This is a genomic window from Enterococcus sp. UD-01 (assembly GCF_044909655.1).
In the GTDB taxonomy this organism is placed as follows: Bacteria; Bacillota; Bacilli; order Lactobacillales; family Enterococcaceae; genus Enterococcus_L.
In genome coordinates this window covers 1-17,704 of the sequence record NZ_JBIYEU010000029.1, presented here as the reverse complement: position 1 = coordinate 17,704, position 17,704 = coordinate 1, and the positions used below count along the sequence as shown (strand labels likewise).

The window sequence follows — 17,704 nt, the reverse complement described above, 5'->3', positions numbered from 1 at the left end:
TTATCTTAAGTTATTAAAATAGGTAATGAAATAACTACCAAGAGTAAATAACAACCTTCATTTCCACCACAGACGACGGTCGTGGTGGTTTTTTTGTAAAATAAATTACTTTTAAGCTTGATTTAAGTTTGGCATTGTATGATGTATTTAGCCCTAACAAATCAACTTTTTTCATTTTAATTCCTTGAATCCGGGACAAAAGCCGATTTTGCTTTTGTCCCGGATTCGTTTACACAAAAAACAAGAACAAAGATCATCTTCGTTCTTGTTTTTTTATCTATAATTTATAAGGCCTCAATAAAACGATTGGTTGTATACAAACGTTTTTCTAAATTGGTACCTAATTCAACGGCAGCGCGCTGTCCTTTGCCGCTGAATTTGTAGCGAATAGTATCCGCATTGCTTTTGGCTGCAACAAAGGAAACGCCAAATGTTGCTTGCATTGTTTGAATCAAACGAATATAAAGGGCACTTTCAGAAATACCAAAATGATTGGATAATTGTGCTAGATTCCAGCCTTCCTTCAAAAAGCGAAACAAGACAACATCAGGCACCAGAATGGCCGAAGCACCAATATTTGCCTGAAACTCCTGAAGTACTTCGTTGTAGGAATAATGAAGACTGTAATCTGTATCAGTAAAAATCGTGTTTTCCTCATTCATATGATAGAGGTAATGAACGATTTCGTGACTGATTGTAAAATTTTTCCGTTTTTCACTCATATTTTGATTAAAACCGATCGTTGTTTCAAAGGCATCCTTGACAATCATTCCCGAAATCCGGTCTCTTGCAACACCGTTAAAAGGGAAGCCGCGCATCGAGACACCTTTAGCTTTGATAAAATCCCAGAGATATGAACTGTCATATTTTTCATAACCAATATTATTGGCGACCATCACCGCTGAGATGTAATCGTTTATTTTTTCTGAAAAACTAAGATATTCATCAATTTGCTCTGTCATTTAATCACGCCTTGTCGTCTTGTTTTAGTTCACGTTCACGCTTGATTTCAGCTTCTCTAAAACGGAGAAACCGATTAACTTCATCTTTAAGTTCATCAACTTCTTCTTCCGACAAACCATCTGTGTTCATGCGAAACATTACTTGAGAGGAGAGCGGCTCTTCAGTATCAATGGTACGTATATTCGTCCGTCCAATTAAGTAATCTGTTGAAACACCAAAATAATCTGCCACCTTTTGAACGTTTTCTATTTTAGGAGAGGATGAATCCCAACGTCGGATTTGACCATTCGAAATGCCAGTATTGCGTTCGATTTCGGCAAAAGTAACTTTTTTGCTATCCGCCAATTCTTTAATTCTGTCTATTAAACTCATGTTTTTCAACCTTTCATGGCTTTATTGAGAAAAATATTAGCTTTTAAGCTATTTTTAGTTGACTAATAGCGTAAATGCTATTATAATGTTCATATAAGCTAATTGATCCAATCATCGTTAAGTGAAGCTCTCGGGTATCCCTTTAAGAACAAGGGAATTACGTAAAGAGGCTTAATTAACTGTACGTTTATAATAGCGTAAATGCTAATTTTTGTCAATGTTTATTAACTAAATTAGCAAATATATGAATGGCTCAAAAAGAATTCAGCGTATAAAAAATGTGAATGCAGAGATATAGCTATGTAAAAAAGGAGAGAATGCAAATGATCGTATTTCCAGAGATTGACCGGAAGCAAACGAAAAAAAAGGTACAAGCCTTGTTGACGAATTACCGTTCACTGGTTCGAATTGCGGGTGAACGTCATGCGCCTAAATTGACGGCAGCCTATACATTTGAAATGAGTGAAGCAACAGGGATCATTCGGCAACGGACAGAGCCGCCGCTTAACCGCAAGGAGCTTGCAGAAGCAGAATTGAAAAAAATTATTGATGCCCTGAATCAACTGGAAGCAGAGGATCGTCAATTGTTGTACGATAAGTACATAGATCATAATTTTACTACGAATATTGCTATTTATATGAAGCTGCATATGAGTGAAAGTAAGTTTTATCGTGAGCTGGATCGAGCATTGATCTGCTTTGCCGAGGCCTATCAAAATGGCGAGCTGTTAATTGAAAAATAGAGAATGAATACTAATTTGTCGATTTAAAGCGCTTTAATACTAAAATAAAAAAAGTTGAGGCATAAATCCTCAGCTTTTTTTGGCTTTCATTGAACGCAGAAAAGTTAATCCTAGCGCGGAAATACAAAGGACAAATGAACCTAAAAAAGTAATCCGCATGCCGAAAATAAAAATATCAGGTCGTTCACTAATATACGTAGTGACACGTTGACCATAAGCAGCGCTCATAGCGTTATACAAAATTGTTGTTGCAAGAGCAATTCCTAATACCATCCCTAAATTGCGAGCAAAGGAATTCAGACTACCGGCAACCCCCAGATTTTCTTTTGTGACGCTGCTCATAACCGTTGTATTATTTGGTGATTGAAACAACGCATTGCCTAAACCCATAATTCCTGTGGCTAAAATGTAGTACCATAATGGAGTGTTCTGACTTAAAAACATGTACATTAATGAAGTAATTGACAATAACACAAGACCGCTAAAGGTTAGAATTCGCGTACCGATCTTATCGGTTAAATAGCCGCTAATCGGAGAACCTACGACCATTAAAAGAGGAAAGACCATCATTAAAAGTCCTGCTTTACTGGCGGGCAAGCCTCTGCCGTTTTGCAAATAAAAAGGAATTACGACATTTACGAAAAAGTTGGAAGAAAAAATCAAGACAGCGGTAATCAGGCTGATCGTAAAAACCCTGTTTTTAAAGATTGAAAAGGTAATAAGGGGCTGCTGGCTTTTTTGCTCGATTTTGATAAAAATAACAAAGGCAACAATCGCTAAAATAATTAAGCCTAACGCTAAAATAGAAGTAAAGCCTATTTCCTGACCGATAAAAATACCGCCAAAGAACGTCATAATAAAAATAGCGAATAAGCTAAAGCCGGGCATATCCACTTTCTTGCCGCTTTTAATGATATCCTTAGGTAAGAATTTTTCACCGATTAAAATCGTAAGAATACCGACCGGCACATTAATCCAAAAAATATAAGACCAGGAAAAATGAGATAAAATTAAGCCGCCAATCCCGGGTCCTGCGATTGACCCTAAAGAAACAAACGCTCCGATTGAACCAAGAGCACGTCCGCGTTCCTTCAACGGAAAAACCTCAGTGATAATGCCGGAATTTGTAGCCATTGTCATGCTGGAACCAATTCCCTGCACTAGCCGGGCAAAAAGTAAAAAGCTCAAAGAATGATTAAAGCCGCAAAGCAATGATCCGATAGTGAAAATCACTGTACCGATCCGATAAACTTTTATTTTACCGAAGCTGTCACCAATTTTTCCGAAAAGCAACAGACAGGCACAAACGATCATCAGATAAATAGAAACAATCCATTCAGACTGATTCATTGGCACATTCATGTCTTTTGAAATAGTCGGTAGTGCTATATTAACGATACTAGCATCCAATGTAGACATAAAGGTAAACATGGCAACAGATACCAGAATCCACCAGCGATTCTTTTGCACCACTGGATTCTCTTGAAAACTTTTAAAAGATTCCATTAGGTCAACTCCTTTTATGTAAATAATCCGTTCCTATTATACTCCCTTTTACTAGAAAATGTCAGTGAGAAGATAATGAAAAGTATCTGAAAACATTCTTCAAATGAGAACGATGATTTCTTTCATAAAATTAGCGTTTGACAATAGGCAGAATCAACGAAAATATTTTATGCATCTGTTATAATTATCTCGGATTAACTGTACTAAAATAGCGTTTTTTTTGTTATACTTTTATAGAAATACCTTCTTTGAAAAGAGGAAACATTCATAAATATAAGAAACATAACATAAAACAGTGAAGTTAGCATGAATAAATAATCTATTCAGAAATGATAAAGCGCAAGCTTAATACGATAGTTATAGGAGGCTATTATGGCGACGAAGCATGATCAGATTTTAAAGCACATTGAAGGTTTGCCAATCGGAGACAGAATTTCTGTCCGCAGCATCGCCAAGAACCTTGGTGTGAGTGAAGGAACGGCTTATCGAGCGATTAAAGATGCTGAAAATATTGGACTGGTTTCAACCATCCAGCGTGTAGGAACTATTCGAATCGAACGTAAATTAAAAAAACATATCGAAAAACTAACCTTTGGAGAGGTTGTTCGAATTATTGAGGGAGACGTTTTAGGTGGCTCTTCCGGTTTAGACAAGGTGTTGAATAAGTTCGTCATTGGCGCGATGACGGAAAAAGCAATGACTCGCTACATCACTCCCGGTTCATTAATGATCGTTGGAAATCGGCAGGGCGTACAAAAGTTGGCTTTGGAAAATGGCGCTGCCGTTTTAATTACCGGTGGTTTTGATACAGAAGTGGAAATTGCAGAATTAGCGGACGAATTGGAAATGCCTGTATTAAGGACTACATATGATACGTTTACGGTGGCTACAATGATTAACAGAGCGTTGAGCGACCAATTAATTAAAAAGGATATCATGTTGGTAAGTGATATCTATACCTCTTTAGAAAAGACCAATTACTTATTTTCCACTGCAACCGTTGCCGATTATCAAAAGATTTCTGAACGGACGCATCATTCTCGTTTTCCAGTCGTAAACAAAAATTTACGATTAGTGGGCATCGTCACTGCTAAGGATATCTTAGGCAAGGCGGAAACCTTAACGATGGACAAAGTGATGACGAAAGACCCGATTGTTGTGAAGAAAATGATGAGTGTTGCCAGCGTTAGTCATCAAATGATTTGGGACGGTTTAGAGGTTCTGCCGGTGGTTGAGGATGATTTGTCATTAGTGGGCTTTGTTTCCAGACAAGATGTGATGAAGGCCATGCAGCTGGTTCAGCGGCAGCCGCAGATCGCAGATACGATTTCTGATCAGATTTCTGGTGAAGTGATGCCAGTAGAAGAAGGCGGTAAAGCAGACGGCGCGCATTTCAAATTTTCAGTGGCTCCCCAAATGGTTAATAGCGTAGGAACGATTTCCTTTGGCGTTTTAAGTGAAATCATTGCAAACGTTACCCAGCGGACAATGATTACGAATCAGCGTAGAAATGTACTGATCGAACAAATTAATTTGCATTATCTGCGTTTGATACAGTTGGAAAGTGAGCTGGACATACGTCCTAAGGTACTGGAAATTGGCCGGCGTTCAGCGAAGCTGGATATTGAGGTGTATTTAGAAAATGCTTTAGTGGCTAAAGCAATTGTCGTTTGCCAAGTGATGGAGCGTACGTAAAAGGAGAGAGAAGCATGGATGTTACAACAGAAATTTTAACGGCAATTAAAGCCTACGATACAATTATTATTCATCGTCATCAACGACCTGATCCGGATGCACTGGGTTCACAGGTAGGTTTGGCAGAGATACTAAGAGCTAGTTTTCCGGAAAAGCAGATTTTTCAAGTTGGCGGACCTGTGGAAGGCTTGGATTTTTTAGCAACGATGGATGAAGTAGCAGATGAGATTTATCAAGGGTCTTTGGTCATTGTAACAGATACAGCGAATGCACCAAGAATCAGCGATCAGCGCTTTGAACGAGGCGCTAAATTGATTAAAATCGACCATCATCCGAACGATGATCCATATGGCGATCTGGTTTGGGTCAATACGCAGGCCAGCAGCTGTAGTGAAATTATCTTTGATTTTTATCATGAGCATCAGGATGAATTAGTTTTAAATGACCAAGCAGCTAGACTGCTTTATGCTGGAATTGTCGGCGATACTGGTCGTTTCCTGTACCCAGCAACCACCGCTCATACGCTGACAGTAGCGGCAGAGCTGATGACTTATAAGTTTAATCCTACTGATTTAAATCGTGAATTGGAGCAAATTCCAATGCGCGTCGCTAAATTAGCCGGTTATGTTTATGAAAATATTCAAGTAGATGCAAATGGAGCAGCAAAAGTGCTGCTTCCGCAGAGTCTTTTAACTGGACTGGGCATCGTTGATTCTGAAACGGCGGCGATCGTTTCTTTGCCGGGCACCATTGATGAAGTTGTTGCTTGGGGGATTTTTGTCGAGCAGCCAGAAGGGTATTATCGAGTAAGACTGCGTTCTAAAGGGCCGGTAATTAATGAGTTGGCTAAAAAACATCACGGCGGCGGTCATCCATTGGCCAGTGGTGCAAATGCTAAAGATATAGCAGAAGTTGCTAGCATTTATAATGAGCTCCAACAACTTTGTGAAAATTTTAGAAAATAATGTATGAAAGTGTTTACAATGGGTGCTGGATCAATTATACTAATGTCAGTTGAATAGTGGATAGTGATTGTCTGTGACAAGCTAAACCTGATTATACCAAGTAATTTTAGTTGGTATAGTTGGGTTTTTTTTATGAAGCAGCTGAGGCACTATTTCTGTTCAATGAATAATACTTAGGGTGGAGGAGACAAAACAATGAAACTGAAGAAATTATTTATTGGGGTGTTATTTGTAGCAATGCTAGTAGCAGGTTGTGGTAATGGGGCAGCAACCGATGAAAAAAAGGTAGATGCAAAAGAAAAGAATGATTCCGAAGTAGTGATTTATCTAACACGCCATGGGAAAACGATGTTGAACACGGTAAATCGCTCTCAAGGGTGGATTGATGCACCCTTGACACCAGCTGGAATTGAAGTGGCAGAATATCTGGGCAAAGGATTATCTGACGTAAAATTTGATAAAGTTGTGACTAGTGATAGTGGACGAGCAATCGAAACAGCCGAGCTGGTACTCCAAAATAATGGACAAGCGGACATGTTAAAAGAGATGACGAAGGATAAACGCTTAAGAGAATATAATTTTGGTACGTATGAAGGACAAATGAATGATGATATGTTGACTGCTGTTGCAAAGGAACAGGGAAAAACTCTTGATGAATACAATGAATGGATGCAGGAAGTGGGTTTTTATAAAGGCATTCTTGAGTTTGCTGATGTTTTATCAGAGTTAGACAAGAAAAATGTTGAAGAAGGCGTCAATTGGCTAGCAGAAGACAGTCAAACAATTATTAAGCGTTTAAGGAATGCTTTGGATGATGTGGTAAAAGACGCGGAAAAAGAAGGGGCTAATAATGTCTTGATCGTCTCTCATGGTATGAGTATCATCACTTTATTAGGTGAACTAGATCCAAATGCAGAGCTGCCGGATGGTGGATTGAAAAATGCCAGTATTTCAAAAGTAACGTATAAAGATGGTAAATATACCGTTGATAGTGTGAATGATCTTTCTTATGTAGAAAAAGGACAAAAAGCGAAGTAAGTGCTTATGGGCTCTTCTGCCAACAAGGCTTTTCTTTCTCTTAAAAGTACGATAAAATAAATAAGATTGAAAGCAGTCAGGTGATGATATCTGATTGCTTTCTAACTGATCAACTAAAGGAGAAATGAAATGGAAAACTTACCAAATTGCCCGGAATGCAGTTCAGCTTATACTTATGAGGATCGCGGCATGATGATTTGTCCAGAGTGTGGGCATGAGTGGTCACCGACAGAAGCTACCCCAGAAACAGAAGCAGTCATCAAAGATGCTAACGGTAACGTATTGGCAGACGGCGATAATGTCACTGTGATTAAGGATTTAAAAGTCAAAGGCGCAAGCGGTGCCATCAAACAAGGAACCAAAGTGAAAGGCATTCGTTTGGTTATGGATGCAGCGGATGGTCATAACATTGATTGTAAAGTGGACGGCTTTGGTGCGATGAAGCTTAAATCTGAATTTGTGAAGAAAAATTAGTAGATCTTTTGGATTGTGAACTTTTACTGAGTGTTTGGACAATTAGTCTAATACTCGGTTTTTTTATTGAAAAGTCCATAGTAATTGGAGGAATAGGTATGAATAATAAACAAACCTGCTGTTCAGTGTAATTAGAAATGTGAAAATAACCATTTTTGTGCTATAATAAATTTGTAAAGAAGATATGCGCGAACATATCCTCTTCAACAGAGCCGTTTAAGACGGTAACTAGACTAAATTATTTTTCTAAAAATAACCGTTGCCTGGATAAAGCTGACGGTTATTTTTTGTCTTTAAGCAATTCCACAATTAGCTTGATTAAAGCGATGGTGAACATACCAAAGCTTAGTATCAGCTGAATTGCTTCTAATGCGGACAAAAGGCTTGCTCCTTTCTAAAGATTTTAGTACTTACATTCATAAGCACCACCACCCTTCAGAAGTCGCCACCGTCATATCTTCTCTGTTCTTTTATTGTATCATATCAAAGAACAAGAAAGTCTGTTTTTGTTTTCTTTTGGTAAAAAATATCGATATATGAATTATTCATCCATATTAATCCAACAACTTTCTTTTTCTAGTTAGTTGAATCCTCTTTAAATGATCGTAATCGTTTTACCCCACGCCAAATATTCACTATTGCTAAAACGGCACCCAAAAGTAGCGGCAACCATAAAAGGTTTGGTGAATAGCTTAAAGGATGATTACGTTCAATTGTCCAATACCCCTGCAACACCTGAAAGCTAAAAGCCACCATAAAGGTTGCAATCAACAAAAGCACAAACCCAATATAACGTATATGACTTTTATTTCGAATAAATGCAAAAATAATATATAGAACAATCAAAAAAAGCGGTACGCCAAAAGCAAAATAGGGATTTAACATCCTGAAAACCTCCTAAAACATAAATAATTCGACCAGCAAAAGGAACCAGCAGCTGTTTTAAAATAAAAATAGTTTTCCAGTTTCTTTAGCTAGTTTCATCATACTGCAATTTTTTTGATTTGCAAAATATATTTTCGGATAATGAAGGTTCTCTCAAATGACAAAATGCCGCTTTTCCTCTACACTGATACTCAAGAGGTGATGACGATGTCCGTGTATACAATGCCTATAAAAACGGCGATAATTGTTTTTCCTTTTTTAGCATTGGCGATTTCATTTGTACTTGTTATTCGAGAATATCGTAAATACGGCACTTTTTTGCTGTGGCGGGCGGTTGTGCTTTATTCGTTTGTGTTTTATTTGCTTTGTGCGTATTTCTTAATTATTTTACCGCTGCCGCCGCGTGCCGAGGTGGCTCAGTACACTAGTCAATATTTAGAACTGCGGCCCTTTCATTTCGTTCAGCGTTTTTTGCAGGAAACGGTACTGAATCTTCACGACCCGCAAACCTTTGTACCAGCATTAAGGCAGAATGTTGTCTTAGAGCCTGTATTTAATATGCTGTTGTTTGTACCGTTCGGCGTTTATTTACGCTATTATTACAAGGTTTCGTTTAAAAAAGTAGTATTAGCAAGCTTTTTATTGTCTTTATTTTTTGAATTGACACAGTTAAGCAGTTTGTATTTTATTTATCCTCGGCCTTATCGTTTAGCAGATGTGAATGACCTGATTAATAATACCTTTGGCGGGATTGTCGGTTATGCGGTAACACCAATGTTGACCTTCTTGTTTCCCACTAGAGATGAAATGGATGAGCGTGCGTATGAAAAAGGACAGTCCGTCAGCTTATTTCGGCGCTTTGTCGCTTTTTGCTTAGATTGGTTAATGATTTCCGTAGTTCAAAGCATCTTAATCTTTCTGGCAAATTTCATTCCACAATATAAAGAGTGGATTGCGCCTTATCCGCTTTTGGAACAGCGTTTATGGTTCTTTTTTATGGTGCTGCTCGTGTTTATGATTTTACCGACCTTGACCAATGGAGAAACTCTTGGGAAAAAAATTGTTCGAATTAAGGTAGTGGAAGAGCAGCGTGAAAAGATTCGTTTTAAATCATTAGTGGTTAGGTACGGTTATTTGTATATTGTTTACGGGATAATTAGTTCCTTTTTAGCTGGTTCAGCCGATTTATTGAACTCTTCTAATCGAATGCTGCAGCTAGTAACGTTAATGCTGTTTCTCTTTTGCTTGTTTTTACTTTTCCTTTTCGTGTTGAATGTGGGGTATGTTCTTGTCCGCAGAAAGCGGCGCCTATTTTATGAAAAAGCGAGTCATACGTACACTATTAGTACGATAAAAAGAGTGAAAAACGCAGAAAGTAACTAAGAATTGACGTTTTTTATGTTATAATGCATGAGGACTTAGACAACAAGTTTGGAAAGCGGTGAGAAAATGAGTTCATTTAAACAATTTCAATTCAATGATTTTATTATGGAAGCATTAGCAGATAAAGGATTTGAACAACCAACAGAGGTACAGGAAACCTTAATCCCTGTTATTAAAAAAGGAAAAAGTGTTATTGGTCAATCGCAAACAGGCAGTGGAAAAACCCATACATTTTTATTGCCATTGATGAATAAAATCGATCCTCAATTGGATGAGGTTCAAATGTTGATTACAGCTCCTAGTCGGGAGCTGGCGAATCAAATTTATAAAGAAGCGCAGCAAATCGCCCAATTTAGTCAACCGGAAATACGTGTTTCTAATTTTGTCGGTGGAACAGACAAACAGCGCCAACTGGCTAAGTTAAAACACCAACAGCCTCATGTTGTGATTGGGACACCGGGAAGAATTTTAGATTTGATGAATGAGCAAGCGCTAAAAGCGCATACTGCGTTTGCTTTTGTCGTAGATGAAGCGGACATGACCTTGGATATGGGCTTTTTAGAAGAAGTGGATCAAATTGCGGGGCGTTTGCCGGATCATTTACAGATGTTGGTGTTTTCAGCGACAATTCCTGAAAAATTGAAACCATTTTTGAAAAAATATATGGAAAATCCAGTCACTGAACATATTCAGCCAAAAACGATTATTTCTGAAACAATTGATAACTGGCTGATTTCCACAAAGGGGAAAGATAAAAATCGTCTGATTTATCAATTGTTGACAGTCGGGCATCCTTATTTAGCGATTGTTTTTGCGAATACGAAGCAGCGGGTAGATGAAATCACTGATTATTTGAAGGGTCAGGGCTTAAAAGTTGCTAAAATTCATGGTGATATTACGCCGCGTGAACGCAAACGTGTGATGCGTCAGGTTCAGGATTTAGAATTCCAATATGTCGTTGCAACGGATTTGGCTGCTCGCGGAATCGATATTGAGGGTGTTTCTCATGTTATTAATGCGGAAGTGCCGAGTGATTTGGACTTTTTCATTCATCGGGTCGGCAGAACGGGACGTAATGGGTTAGCTGGAACAGCGATTACGCTATATTCACCAGCCGATGAAGAAGCCATTACAGAAATCGAAAAGCTGGGGATTACCTTCCAACCAAAAGAAATTAAAAACGGTGAAATCAGCGAAACCTATGACCGCAACAGACGGACGAAACGGGAAAAAAGTAAAGAGGTTCTTGATACCACATTAGTCGGTTTAGTGAAGAAGAAAAAGAAAAAAATTAAGCCGGGCTACAAAAAGAAAATTGATCGCGCGATTTCTGAAAGCAATCGTCAAAAGCGGAAAATCGAACGTCGTCAGCAAACTCGTTCGGTGAGAAAAGCAAAGAAAAATTCTAACCAATAACAAGCTTATCTTTGTTTCGAAGCTACGGGAATTATAGAGCTTAAGTTGAAATGATTGTTCATTTCAACTTAAGCTCTAATTTTTTTTGCATCTTTACGCAGAGAATCCCATCCTCTAAATAATAGTCAGAGATTACGGTGTAGCCGCATGCTTCGTAGAAAGTAATGGCTGTTTTCTCTGCTGACAGCACACTGCAGCGATATCCTTGTGTAAAGGCTTTTGATTCCAGCTGCTGCAATAAAGAGGTACCGATGCCCTTGCCGCGATACTCCTTTTTCACACAAAAACGATCAGGCTGAATCGTATGCTTGTCCAACTGCTGATAACGGATCGTTCCTAACGCCAGCTGCTGCTCGTAGGCAGTAAAATAGCAGCGTTCTGCTGTATCCAATGAATCAAACTCTGCCTGCAGAGAAATTCCTTGTTCTAAGACAAAAACTTCGTAGCGTAAGGCTAAGCTGGCCGCTTGATGCCAGCGCTCGTTGCCAAAATGAATCTTCATAATACTCCTCCTTAGAATTTTCTTAATCAAAAAACCATTCAATGGTATACTTAATCATAACAGATGTTGAAAGGTCCTACGAGGAGGTGTTTTTGTGAATTTATTTGAGCATGTTGAATGGACGAATTGGAAGAAACATACAGATACGGAAAAATATGCATTGTTGGAGCAGCTTATACTGAATTTTATACCGCAGACAATAAACATTACGGCAGTTGAACTGGTGAGCTTTGAGCTTTACGGGATTAAATGCCGTACTTTTGAGCTGGAATTTGACGGTGAGCCGTTTGTTTTTGTACCTGGAAATCGAGCGGCGATTCTCGGCTGGGATTTAGGTGCGCAAGGATTACGGGCGCATGAATTGCTGGGCTATGATGCAGATCATTTGGCTAAAAGCACGTTTAAAACTACGTTGACGAATGAACTGATTCCGCCAATGAATCAGTGGGTTCAAGAAGAATGTCCCTACGATTTGACCTCCTTGGAGGGGATTTCCAATTATATCAATCATGCGACGACTGAGCTTAGAAAAGTTCAGATTCCGGCGATGTTTGTACAAAAATACGCCTTACCGGCCGGTACAGAATTTATCGGGATGATTGATACCGTGACAGGTGCTTTTGATGGGGACGCGGAGCAGTTTGCGCCATATCAGCAACACGTTTTTGAACAAATTTTCCCTGCGTTGACTGCTGCAGAAAGCTTGATCTGGTCATTTCCCTCTACACTTTTGAAGAATAATCAGGTTTATCTGGAATTTATTCCGGGAGCTGATGCGTATTTTGTTTATCGTCATCAGGAGTGTACGCATCAGGAATTGTCCGCTAGCTTGAAAAAGCAAGGCTTTTGCTTACTGACAGAGGACCAATGGGAATTTGCAGCGGGGGCAGGCACCAGACGGCTGTTTCGCTGGGGAAATGAATTGTTATTGGCCAATAATCATTCCGGACGGCAAATCAGACACAAAATGATCGGCTCAAATATGTTCGGTTTGGTCTTTGACACGCAGAAAAAACGATATGAGCTGACAGCGGATAGTCAGGTGCTGAAGCTTTCAAGTGATTACAGCAACAGAGGAAGCTTGATTGAACGCATGCTACCTTTGTCCACCTATTATCGTTCAAGTCATCAGCTTTTTGAGGAGCAGCGCTTAGACCCGGATTGTTATAGCTACCGTAAAGCGCTAGTTATTGAGTAAAAAATAAGGTTGGAGGAGTAAAATGATTCATTTCATTCAAAAATGGCTTAACTTGTATATATTCAATCAAAATATGGTTCATAATGTAGTGCTTGCTCTCGTCTATGCAGGGGTTATTTGGCAGTTTTATCGTTGGTTTAAGGAATTAATGAACACCAGAGGGCGCGGGCTCAAATTTAGTCGAGTGTTAAGCTCCTTTGTCGGTCTGTTTCTTGTTTGTTTTTTGCTAGGTTCATTGATGCTGTATTTATTACAGCCTGAATTTTTGTTGAACTGGCGTTTTACCGGGTGGTTATATAGCGATATCGTGTTGGTCATTATCTATTTAGTGATCGTTGTATCCGCTGTGTTGTTTTTTTTAATACGTAGAAAAAAGAAACAAAACATACGGGCATCACTAAAATATTTCATAGGAATGCTAGTGGTAGAGTTCTTTATAGGCAGCTTCTTTCTACTGATATTTACTACCGGTTTTTCTCAAATCGTTTTTACATCTGAATCACCGATTGTCATCTCCAATGAAAAGCGGCCGATGTTAGTTAATAAAGTTGAAAAAAGGGTTCCAAATGGTACGACCAATGGTATTTCGACGAGTAACACCAGTTTTTTACTAAGTAGTATTGATCTGAATTCTGGCAAGGAAAACTGGCATCGCCACTCAAGCTGGCAGGAATACTTGATAGGCGCTACGCCAAACGGGCTATTTATGGTTAATACCAAAAAAGAGTCTGTGTATTTTCTTGATCAAAAGACCGGCAAGCAGAAGCTGAGTGAAGAGGAATGGATAAAAGAGATTCCGGAATTAGATGGCAACTTAAGCTACGCTTATACTGATTATTGTATTGTCAAAGAGGTATTGTATTTTTATGGCTTGGACGGCAACTATTACAAGGTCGATTTAAAGACAAACCAAGTGACCGAAAAAGAAGAGTACCAAGAGATCATTAGGAATCAAAATCTTTTTGCGCTCGAACATACCAGCAGCAGGGAAAATACTGACCTGCAGAAACAAGTAGCGGCCTTATATCCAAAGCTGCTTGAGGTCACGCTAGGCACTAAGCAAAATGATCAAACCGCTTTAGTAGTCTATAAGGCCAAACGTAATGCTAAAAATGCTGAATTGGCGCTTGTTGCTACAGAAGAGCCAAAGATTTACTGGCAGGCTACGCTGGCACTTTCCGAAGATACTGATTTGGCTGATGTACAGGTCTTTTCTGAAAAGGACAAGATTTATGCGCTGACCGGAAAAGATGTTTATAAGCTTCAGGCACAAACAGGTAAAGTAGTCTACAAATACAGCTATCAGCTAAATCAAGTAGAGTAGTGTCATTTACTTATTGACAAACGTGCTTAAAATCCTTATAATTCAACATGTCTGAAAGAATTTATAGACGTTTAATTGTGAAGACAAGAGACATTTCTCCCGGCTGAAAAGAAATGCTTCACAACGTTTATCTGCTCTCTTTCGTGAAGATGTGATAGAAATATCACCGTGTTCCAGCGTTAGTGGAAAAGTAAGAGGTAATGAATGCAAACGATATTCATTGCAAGCAAGGTGGTACCGCGAGTTCTCGTCCTTGGATTGCAGTGAGTATCGTTTTTTGTTTACAAAAATTATGTGGATAAAGGAAGAGGTATACGATGAAACAATTATCAAGCAGTCAAGTACGACAAATGTATTTAGACTTTTTTAAATCAAAGGGACATACGATTGAACCAAGCGCATCTTTAGTTCCGGTTAACGATCCAACGTTACTTTGGATTAATTCCGGCGTGGCAACGATGAAAAAATATTTTGACGGTTCGGTTGTGCCTGAAAATCCGCGGATTACCAACGCGCAAAAGTCCATTCGTACAAATGATATTGAAAATGTAGGGAAAACAGCACGCCATCACACCATGTTCGAAATGCTAGGTAACTTTTCAATTGGCGATTATTTCAAAAAAGAAGCGATTCACTGGGCTTGGGAATTTTTAACCTCCCCAGAATGGATTGGCTTTGATCCGGAAAAATTATATGTAACGGTTTATCCGAAAGATACCGAAGCGAAACGAATCTGGCATGAAGAAGTCGGCTTGCCAATGGACCATATCATTGATGTTGAAGATAACTTTTGGGATATTGGCGCAGGTCCCTGTGGTCCTGATTCAGAGATTTTTTATGATCGCGGTGAAAGCTTTAACGATCTAGCGGAAGACGATCCGGAAAATTATCCGGGTGGGGAAAATGAACGCTATTTGGAAATCTGGAATTTGGTATTTTCTGAATTTAACCATCAAGCAGATGATACGTATGAACCGCTGCCCCATAAAAATATTGATACGGGCATGGGCTTGGAGCGGATGGTGTCCATTATTCAAGAGGCGCCAACCAACTTTGAAACCGACCTGTTTATGCCGATTATTCAAGCGGTAGAAAAGCTAAGCGGTCAAGTCAAATACGGTGAACAACCGCAGACGGATATTTCATTTAAAGTGATTGCAGATCATATTCGGGCATTGTCATTTGCAATTGGAGATGGGGCCTTGCCATCTAATGAAGGCCGCGGCTATGTTTTGCGTCGTTTATTGCGTCGGGCTGTGATGCACGGGAAAAAATTAGGGTTGAACGAAGCCTTTTTATACAAATTAGTCCCGGTAGTTGGCGAGATTATGGTCAGCTACTATCCAGAAGTACTGCAGCAAAAGGAATTTATCGAAAAAGTTGTCCGGACAGAGGAAGAACGTTTCCACGAAACGATCAATGAAGGCTTGGAGATTTTAACGGAAGTCATCGAAAAGGTGAAAGCTGCCAATGAAACAACGTTAAATGGGAAGGATATCTTTAAGCTGTATGATACCTATGGTTTTCCGGTTGAGCTGACGGAAGAAGTCGCTGAAGATGAAGGTTTAACAGTCGATCATGCTGGTTTTGAAAAGGAAATGGATGCTCAAAGACAGCGTGCTCGTTCGGCTCGCAGCAAGGAAATCTCAATGGGTGTGCAGTCTGCAGTTTTAACGGATATTAAAGTAGCCAGCAAATTTGTCGGCTATACCACTTTAGCAGCAACGAGCCAGCTGTTGATTATTTTAAAAGAAGAAGAAATTGTTAATGAACTGGCAGAAGGTCAGGCACAATTGATTTTTGCAGAAACACCATTTTACGCTGAAATGGGTGGACAAGTTGCTGACCATGGGACAATTTCCGATGAAAACGGCACAATTGTTGCGCATGTAGAAAACGTCTTAAAAGCACCAAACGGTCAATTTTTACACACGGTTCAGGTTACCGGAAAATTGGCAGAGGGAGCAACCTATCATTTACAAGTCAACGAGAAAATGCGTAACCGTATTTTGAAAAATCATACAGCCACTCACTTGTTGCATCGTGCCTTAAAAGATGTATTAGGCGATCACGCCAATCAGGCAGGTTCATTAGTGGCACCGGGACATTTACGTTTTGACTTTACTCATTTTGGACAAGTCACACCGGAAGAGCTTGTTGAAATGGAAAAGATTGTTAACGAAAAAATCTGGGCAGCTATCCCGGTAGAAACGATTGAAACAGATATTGATACGGCTAAAAACATGGGTGCGATGGCCTTGTTCGGTGAAAAATATGGTAAAGAAGTTCGCGTCGTAAATATCGGTGGTTATTCCATTGAGCTGTGCGGTGGAACCCATGTAACCAATACAGAAGATATTGGTATTTTCAAGATTGTTTCTGAATCAGGCATCGGTGCCGGCGTTCGTCGGATTGAAGCTGTAACAAGCAAAGAAGCGTATGAGCTGATGAACGAAGAAGAAAAACAATTAAAAACGATTGCCGGAATTGTAAAATCGCCGCAATTAAAAGAAGTAGTCAGCAAGACGGAACAATTGCAGCAACAATTACGCGATTTACAAAAAGAAAATGAACAGCTTGCCGGAAAGCTGGCAAATCAGCAGGCAGGCGATATCTTTAAAGACGTAAAAGAAGCAAACGGCACGACGTACATTGCAGCGAAAGTGAATGTAAAAGATATGAATCAATTACGTCAATTAGCGGATCAATGGAAACAAAAGGCATTATCAGATGTTTTGGTTCTGGCAACTGCTCAGGAAGAAAAAGTCAGCTTGCTGGCTGCCATGAGCAAATCAGCTAACGAAAAAGGCTTAAAAGCTGGCGATTTGATTAAAGCCATTGCTCCTCTTGTAGGCGGCGGCGGTGGCGGTCGTCCGGATATGGCTCAAGCAGGCGGAAAAAATCCTGCAGGTATTAATGAAGCGTTAAATGAGGTAGCGAATTGGCTAGCTAAATAAGTAGATAAGAGAGCACAACAAAACTAAAAAACGGTTTTGTTGCGCTCTCTTTTTATGGGTAAACGGTGTCCAAAAGTCATGCTCCTCGGCAATTTCATAAAATCCGCCAATGCGAAAAGTGCATTCGTCGTCTTTTACTCCAATTGCTCGAGCCAAAGCGACTTGTGGTTCAACCTTGAATAAACGGTGTCCAAAAGTCATGCTCTTCGGCAATTTCATAAAATCCGCCAATGCGAAAAGCGCATTCGTCGTCTTTTACTCCAATTGCTCGAGCCAAAGCGAC

16 protein-coding genes are annotated in these 17,704 nt (G+C 39.4%); 10 read left to right on the top strand and 6 right to left on the bottom strand.

All coding sequences use genetic code 11. The annotated features are described in order from the left end of the window. Positions 1 to 284: 284 nt before the first annotated feature. Both ABH902_RS15575 and ABH902_RS15570 read right to left on the bottom strand, forming a co-directional pair. The gene (locus ABH902_RS15575; RefSeq protein WP_404592315.1) at positions 285 to 962 is read right to left on the bottom strand and encodes an ImmA/IrrE family metallo-endopeptidase; all 678 of its coding nucleotides are present in this window, start codon (positions 960 to 962) and stop codon (positions 285 to 287) included. A 4-nt stretch (positions 963 to 966) separates the two neighbouring features. Then, positions 967 to 1,335: a helix-turn-helix domain-containing protein gene (locus ABH902_RS15570; RefSeq protein WP_404592313.1), complete on the bottom strand. Its 369-nt coding sequence runs from the start codon at positions 1,333 to 1,335 to the stop codon at positions 967 to 969. Positions 1,336 to 1,658: 323 nt separating this feature from the next. Between ABH902_RS15570 and ABH902_RS15565 the strand changes: the two genes are divergently transcribed. Next, positions 1,659 to 2,078: an ArpU family phage packaging/lysis transcriptional regulator gene (locus ABH902_RS15565; protein WP_404592311.1), complete on the top strand. Its 420-nt coding sequence runs from the start codon at positions 1,659 to 1,661 to the stop codon at positions 2,076 to 2,078. 69 nt (positions 2,079 to 2,147) lie between these two features. Here ABH902_RS15565 and ABH902_RS15560 read toward each other — a convergent pair whose 3' ends face one another. Further along, entirely contained in the window at positions 2,148 to 3,584 is a 1,437-nt protein-coding gene (locus tag ABH902_RS15560; protein ID WP_404592309.1) for an MFS transporter, read from the bottom strand. Positions 3,585 to 3,956: 372 nt separating this feature from the next. Between ABH902_RS15560 and ABH902_RS15555 the strand changes: the two genes are divergently transcribed. The 4 genes from ABH902_RS15555 to ABH902_RS15540 all read left to right on the top strand — a co-directional run bounded on the left by ABH902_RS15555 (position 3,957) and on the right by ABH902_RS15540 (position 7,756). Then, positions 3,957 to 5,279: a DRTGG domain-containing protein gene (locus ABH902_RS15555; protein WP_404592307.1), complete on the top strand. Its 1,323-nt coding sequence runs from the start codon at positions 3,957 to 3,959 to the stop codon at positions 5,277 to 5,279. A gap of 14 nt (positions 5,280 to 5,293) precedes the next feature. Further along, entirely contained in the window at positions 5,294 to 6,244 is a 951-nt protein-coding gene (locus ABH902_RS15550) for a bifunctional oligoribonuclease/PAP phosphatase NrnA (protein ID WP_404592305.1), read from the top strand. A 195-nt stretch (positions 6,245 to 6,439) separates the two neighbouring features. After that, a complete protein-coding gene (locus tag ABH902_RS15545) occupies positions 6,440 to 7,282 on the top strand; it encodes a histidine phosphatase family protein (RefSeq protein ID WP_404592302.1) in 843 nt (280 codons plus the stop codon). Positions 7,283 to 7,411: 129 nt separating this feature from the next. Further along, positions 7,412 to 7,756 carry a zinc ribbon domain-containing protein YjdM gene (locus tag ABH902_RS15540; RefSeq protein ID WP_404592299.1) on the top strand — a complete coding sequence of 115 codons (345 nt, stop codon included), beginning with the start codon at positions 7,412 to 7,414 and terminating at the stop codon, positions 7,754 to 7,756. 280 nt (positions 7,757 to 8,036) lie between these two features. Here ABH902_RS15540 and ABH902_RS15535 read toward each other — a convergent pair whose 3' ends face one another. Continuing rightward, the gene (locus ABH902_RS15535) at positions 8,037 to 8,135 is read right to left on the bottom strand and encodes a putative holin-like toxin (RefSeq protein ID WP_111247096.1); all 99 of its coding nucleotides are present in this window, start codon (positions 8,133 to 8,135) and stop codon (positions 8,037 to 8,039) included. Positions 8,136 to 8,332: 197 nt separating this feature from the next. Next, positions 8,333 to 8,641: a hypothetical protein gene (locus ABH902_RS15530; RefSeq protein WP_404592295.1), complete on the bottom strand. Its 309-nt coding sequence runs from the start codon at positions 8,639 to 8,641 to the stop codon at positions 8,333 to 8,335. Positions 8,642 to 8,848: 207 nt separating this feature from the next. Here ABH902_RS15530 and ABH902_RS15525 point away from each other — a divergent pair, with 207 nt between their 5' ends. Continuing rightward, entirely contained in the window at positions 8,849 to 10,024 is a 1,176-nt protein-coding gene (locus ABH902_RS15525; protein WP_404592293.1) for a VanZ family protein, read from the top strand. 66 nt (positions 10,025 to 10,090) lie between these two features. Further along, complete coding sequence (locus tag ABH902_RS15520) at positions 10,091 to 11,440, top strand: DEAD/DEAH box helicase (protein WP_404592291.1); 1,350 nt, start codon at positions 10,091 to 10,093, stop codon at positions 11,438 to 11,440. 58 nt (positions 11,441 to 11,498) lie between these two features. Here the strand turns inward: ABH902_RS15520 and ABH902_RS15515 are convergent, their stop codons facing one another. Then, complete coding sequence (locus ABH902_RS15515) at positions 11,499 to 11,942, bottom strand: GNAT family N-acetyltransferase (RefSeq protein ID WP_404592289.1); 444 nt, start codon at positions 11,940 to 11,942, stop codon at positions 11,499 to 11,501. Positions 11,943 to 12,036: 94 nt separating this feature from the next. On the opposite strand from ABH902_RS15515, the gene ABH902_RS15510 reads away from it, so the two are divergent. The 3 genes from ABH902_RS15510 to alaS all read left to right on the top strand — a co-directional run bounded on the left by ABH902_RS15510 (position 12,037) and on the right by alaS (position 17,421). Beyond that, positions 12,037 to 13,140, top strand: coding sequence for a hypothetical protein (locus ABH902_RS15510; RefSeq protein ID WP_404592287.1), 1,104 nt, complete (start codon positions 12,037 to 12,039; stop codon positions 13,138 to 13,140). A gap of 22 nt (positions 13,141 to 13,162) precedes the next feature. Continuing rightward, complete coding sequence (locus ABH902_RS15505) at positions 13,163 to 14,464, top strand: PA2928 family protein (protein WP_404592285.1); 1,302 nt, start codon at positions 13,163 to 13,165, stop codon at positions 14,462 to 14,464. A gap of 317 nt (positions 14,465 to 14,781) precedes the next feature. After that, complete coding sequence (gene alaS / locus ABH902_RS15500) at positions 14,782 to 17,421, top strand: alanine--tRNA ligase (RefSeq protein ID WP_404592283.1); 2,640 nt, start codon at positions 14,782 to 14,784, stop codon at positions 17,419 to 17,421. Positions 17,422 to 17,704: the final 283 nt, after the last annotated feature.

Coding starts and splice junctions, on each gene's coding strand:
- ABH902_RS15550 (WP_404592305.1), top strand. CDS start 5,294: ATGGATGTTACAACAGAAATTTTAACGGCAATTAAAGCCTACGATACA.
- ABH902_RS15525 (WP_404592293.1), top strand. CDS start 8,849: ATGTCCGTGTATACAATGCCTATAAAAACGGCGATAATTGTTTTTCCT.
- ABH902_RS15505 (WP_404592285.1), top strand. CDS start 13,163: ATGATTCATTTCATTCAAAAATGGCTTAACTTGTATATATTCAATCAA.
- ABH902_RS15570 (WP_404592313.1), bottom strand. CDS start 1,335: ATGAGTTTAATAGACAGAATTAAAGAATTGGCGGATAGCAAAAAAGTT.
- ABH902_RS15565 (WP_404592311.1), top strand. CDS start 1,659: ATGATCGTATTTCCAGAGATTGACCGGAAGCAAACGAAAAAAAAGGTA.
- ABH902_RS15540 (WP_404592299.1), top strand. CDS start 7,412: ATGGAAAACTTACCAAATTGCCCGGAATGCAGTTCAGCTTATACTTAT.
- ABH902_RS15555 (WP_404592307.1), top strand. CDS start 3,957: ATGGCGACGAAGCATGATCAGATTTTAAAGCACATTGAAGGTTTGCCA.
- ABH902_RS15515 (WP_404592289.1), bottom strand. CDS start 11,942: ATGAAGATTCATTTTGGCAACGAGCGCTGGCATCAAGCGGCCAGCTTA.
- ABH902_RS15560 (WP_404592309.1), bottom strand. CDS start 3,584: ATGGAATCTTTTAAAAGTTTTCAAGAGAATCCAGTGGTGCAAAAGAAT.
- alaS (WP_404592283.1), top strand. CDS start 14,782: ATGAAACAATTATCAAGCAGTCAAGTACGACAAATGTATTTAGACTTT.
- ABH902_RS15545 (WP_404592302.1), top strand. CDS start 6,440: ATGAAACTGAAGAAATTATTTATTGGGGTGTTATTTGTAGCAATGCTA.
- ABH902_RS15520 (WP_404592291.1), top strand. CDS start 10,091: ATGAGTTCATTTAAACAATTTCAATTCAATGATTTTATTATGGAAGCA.
- ABH902_RS15575 (WP_404592315.1), bottom strand. CDS start 962: ATGACAGAGCAAATTGATGAATATCTTAGTTTTTCAGAAAAAATAAAC.
- ABH902_RS15530 (WP_404592295.1), bottom strand. CDS start 8,641: ATGTTAAATCCCTATTTTGCTTTTGGCGTACCGCTTTTTTTGATTGTT.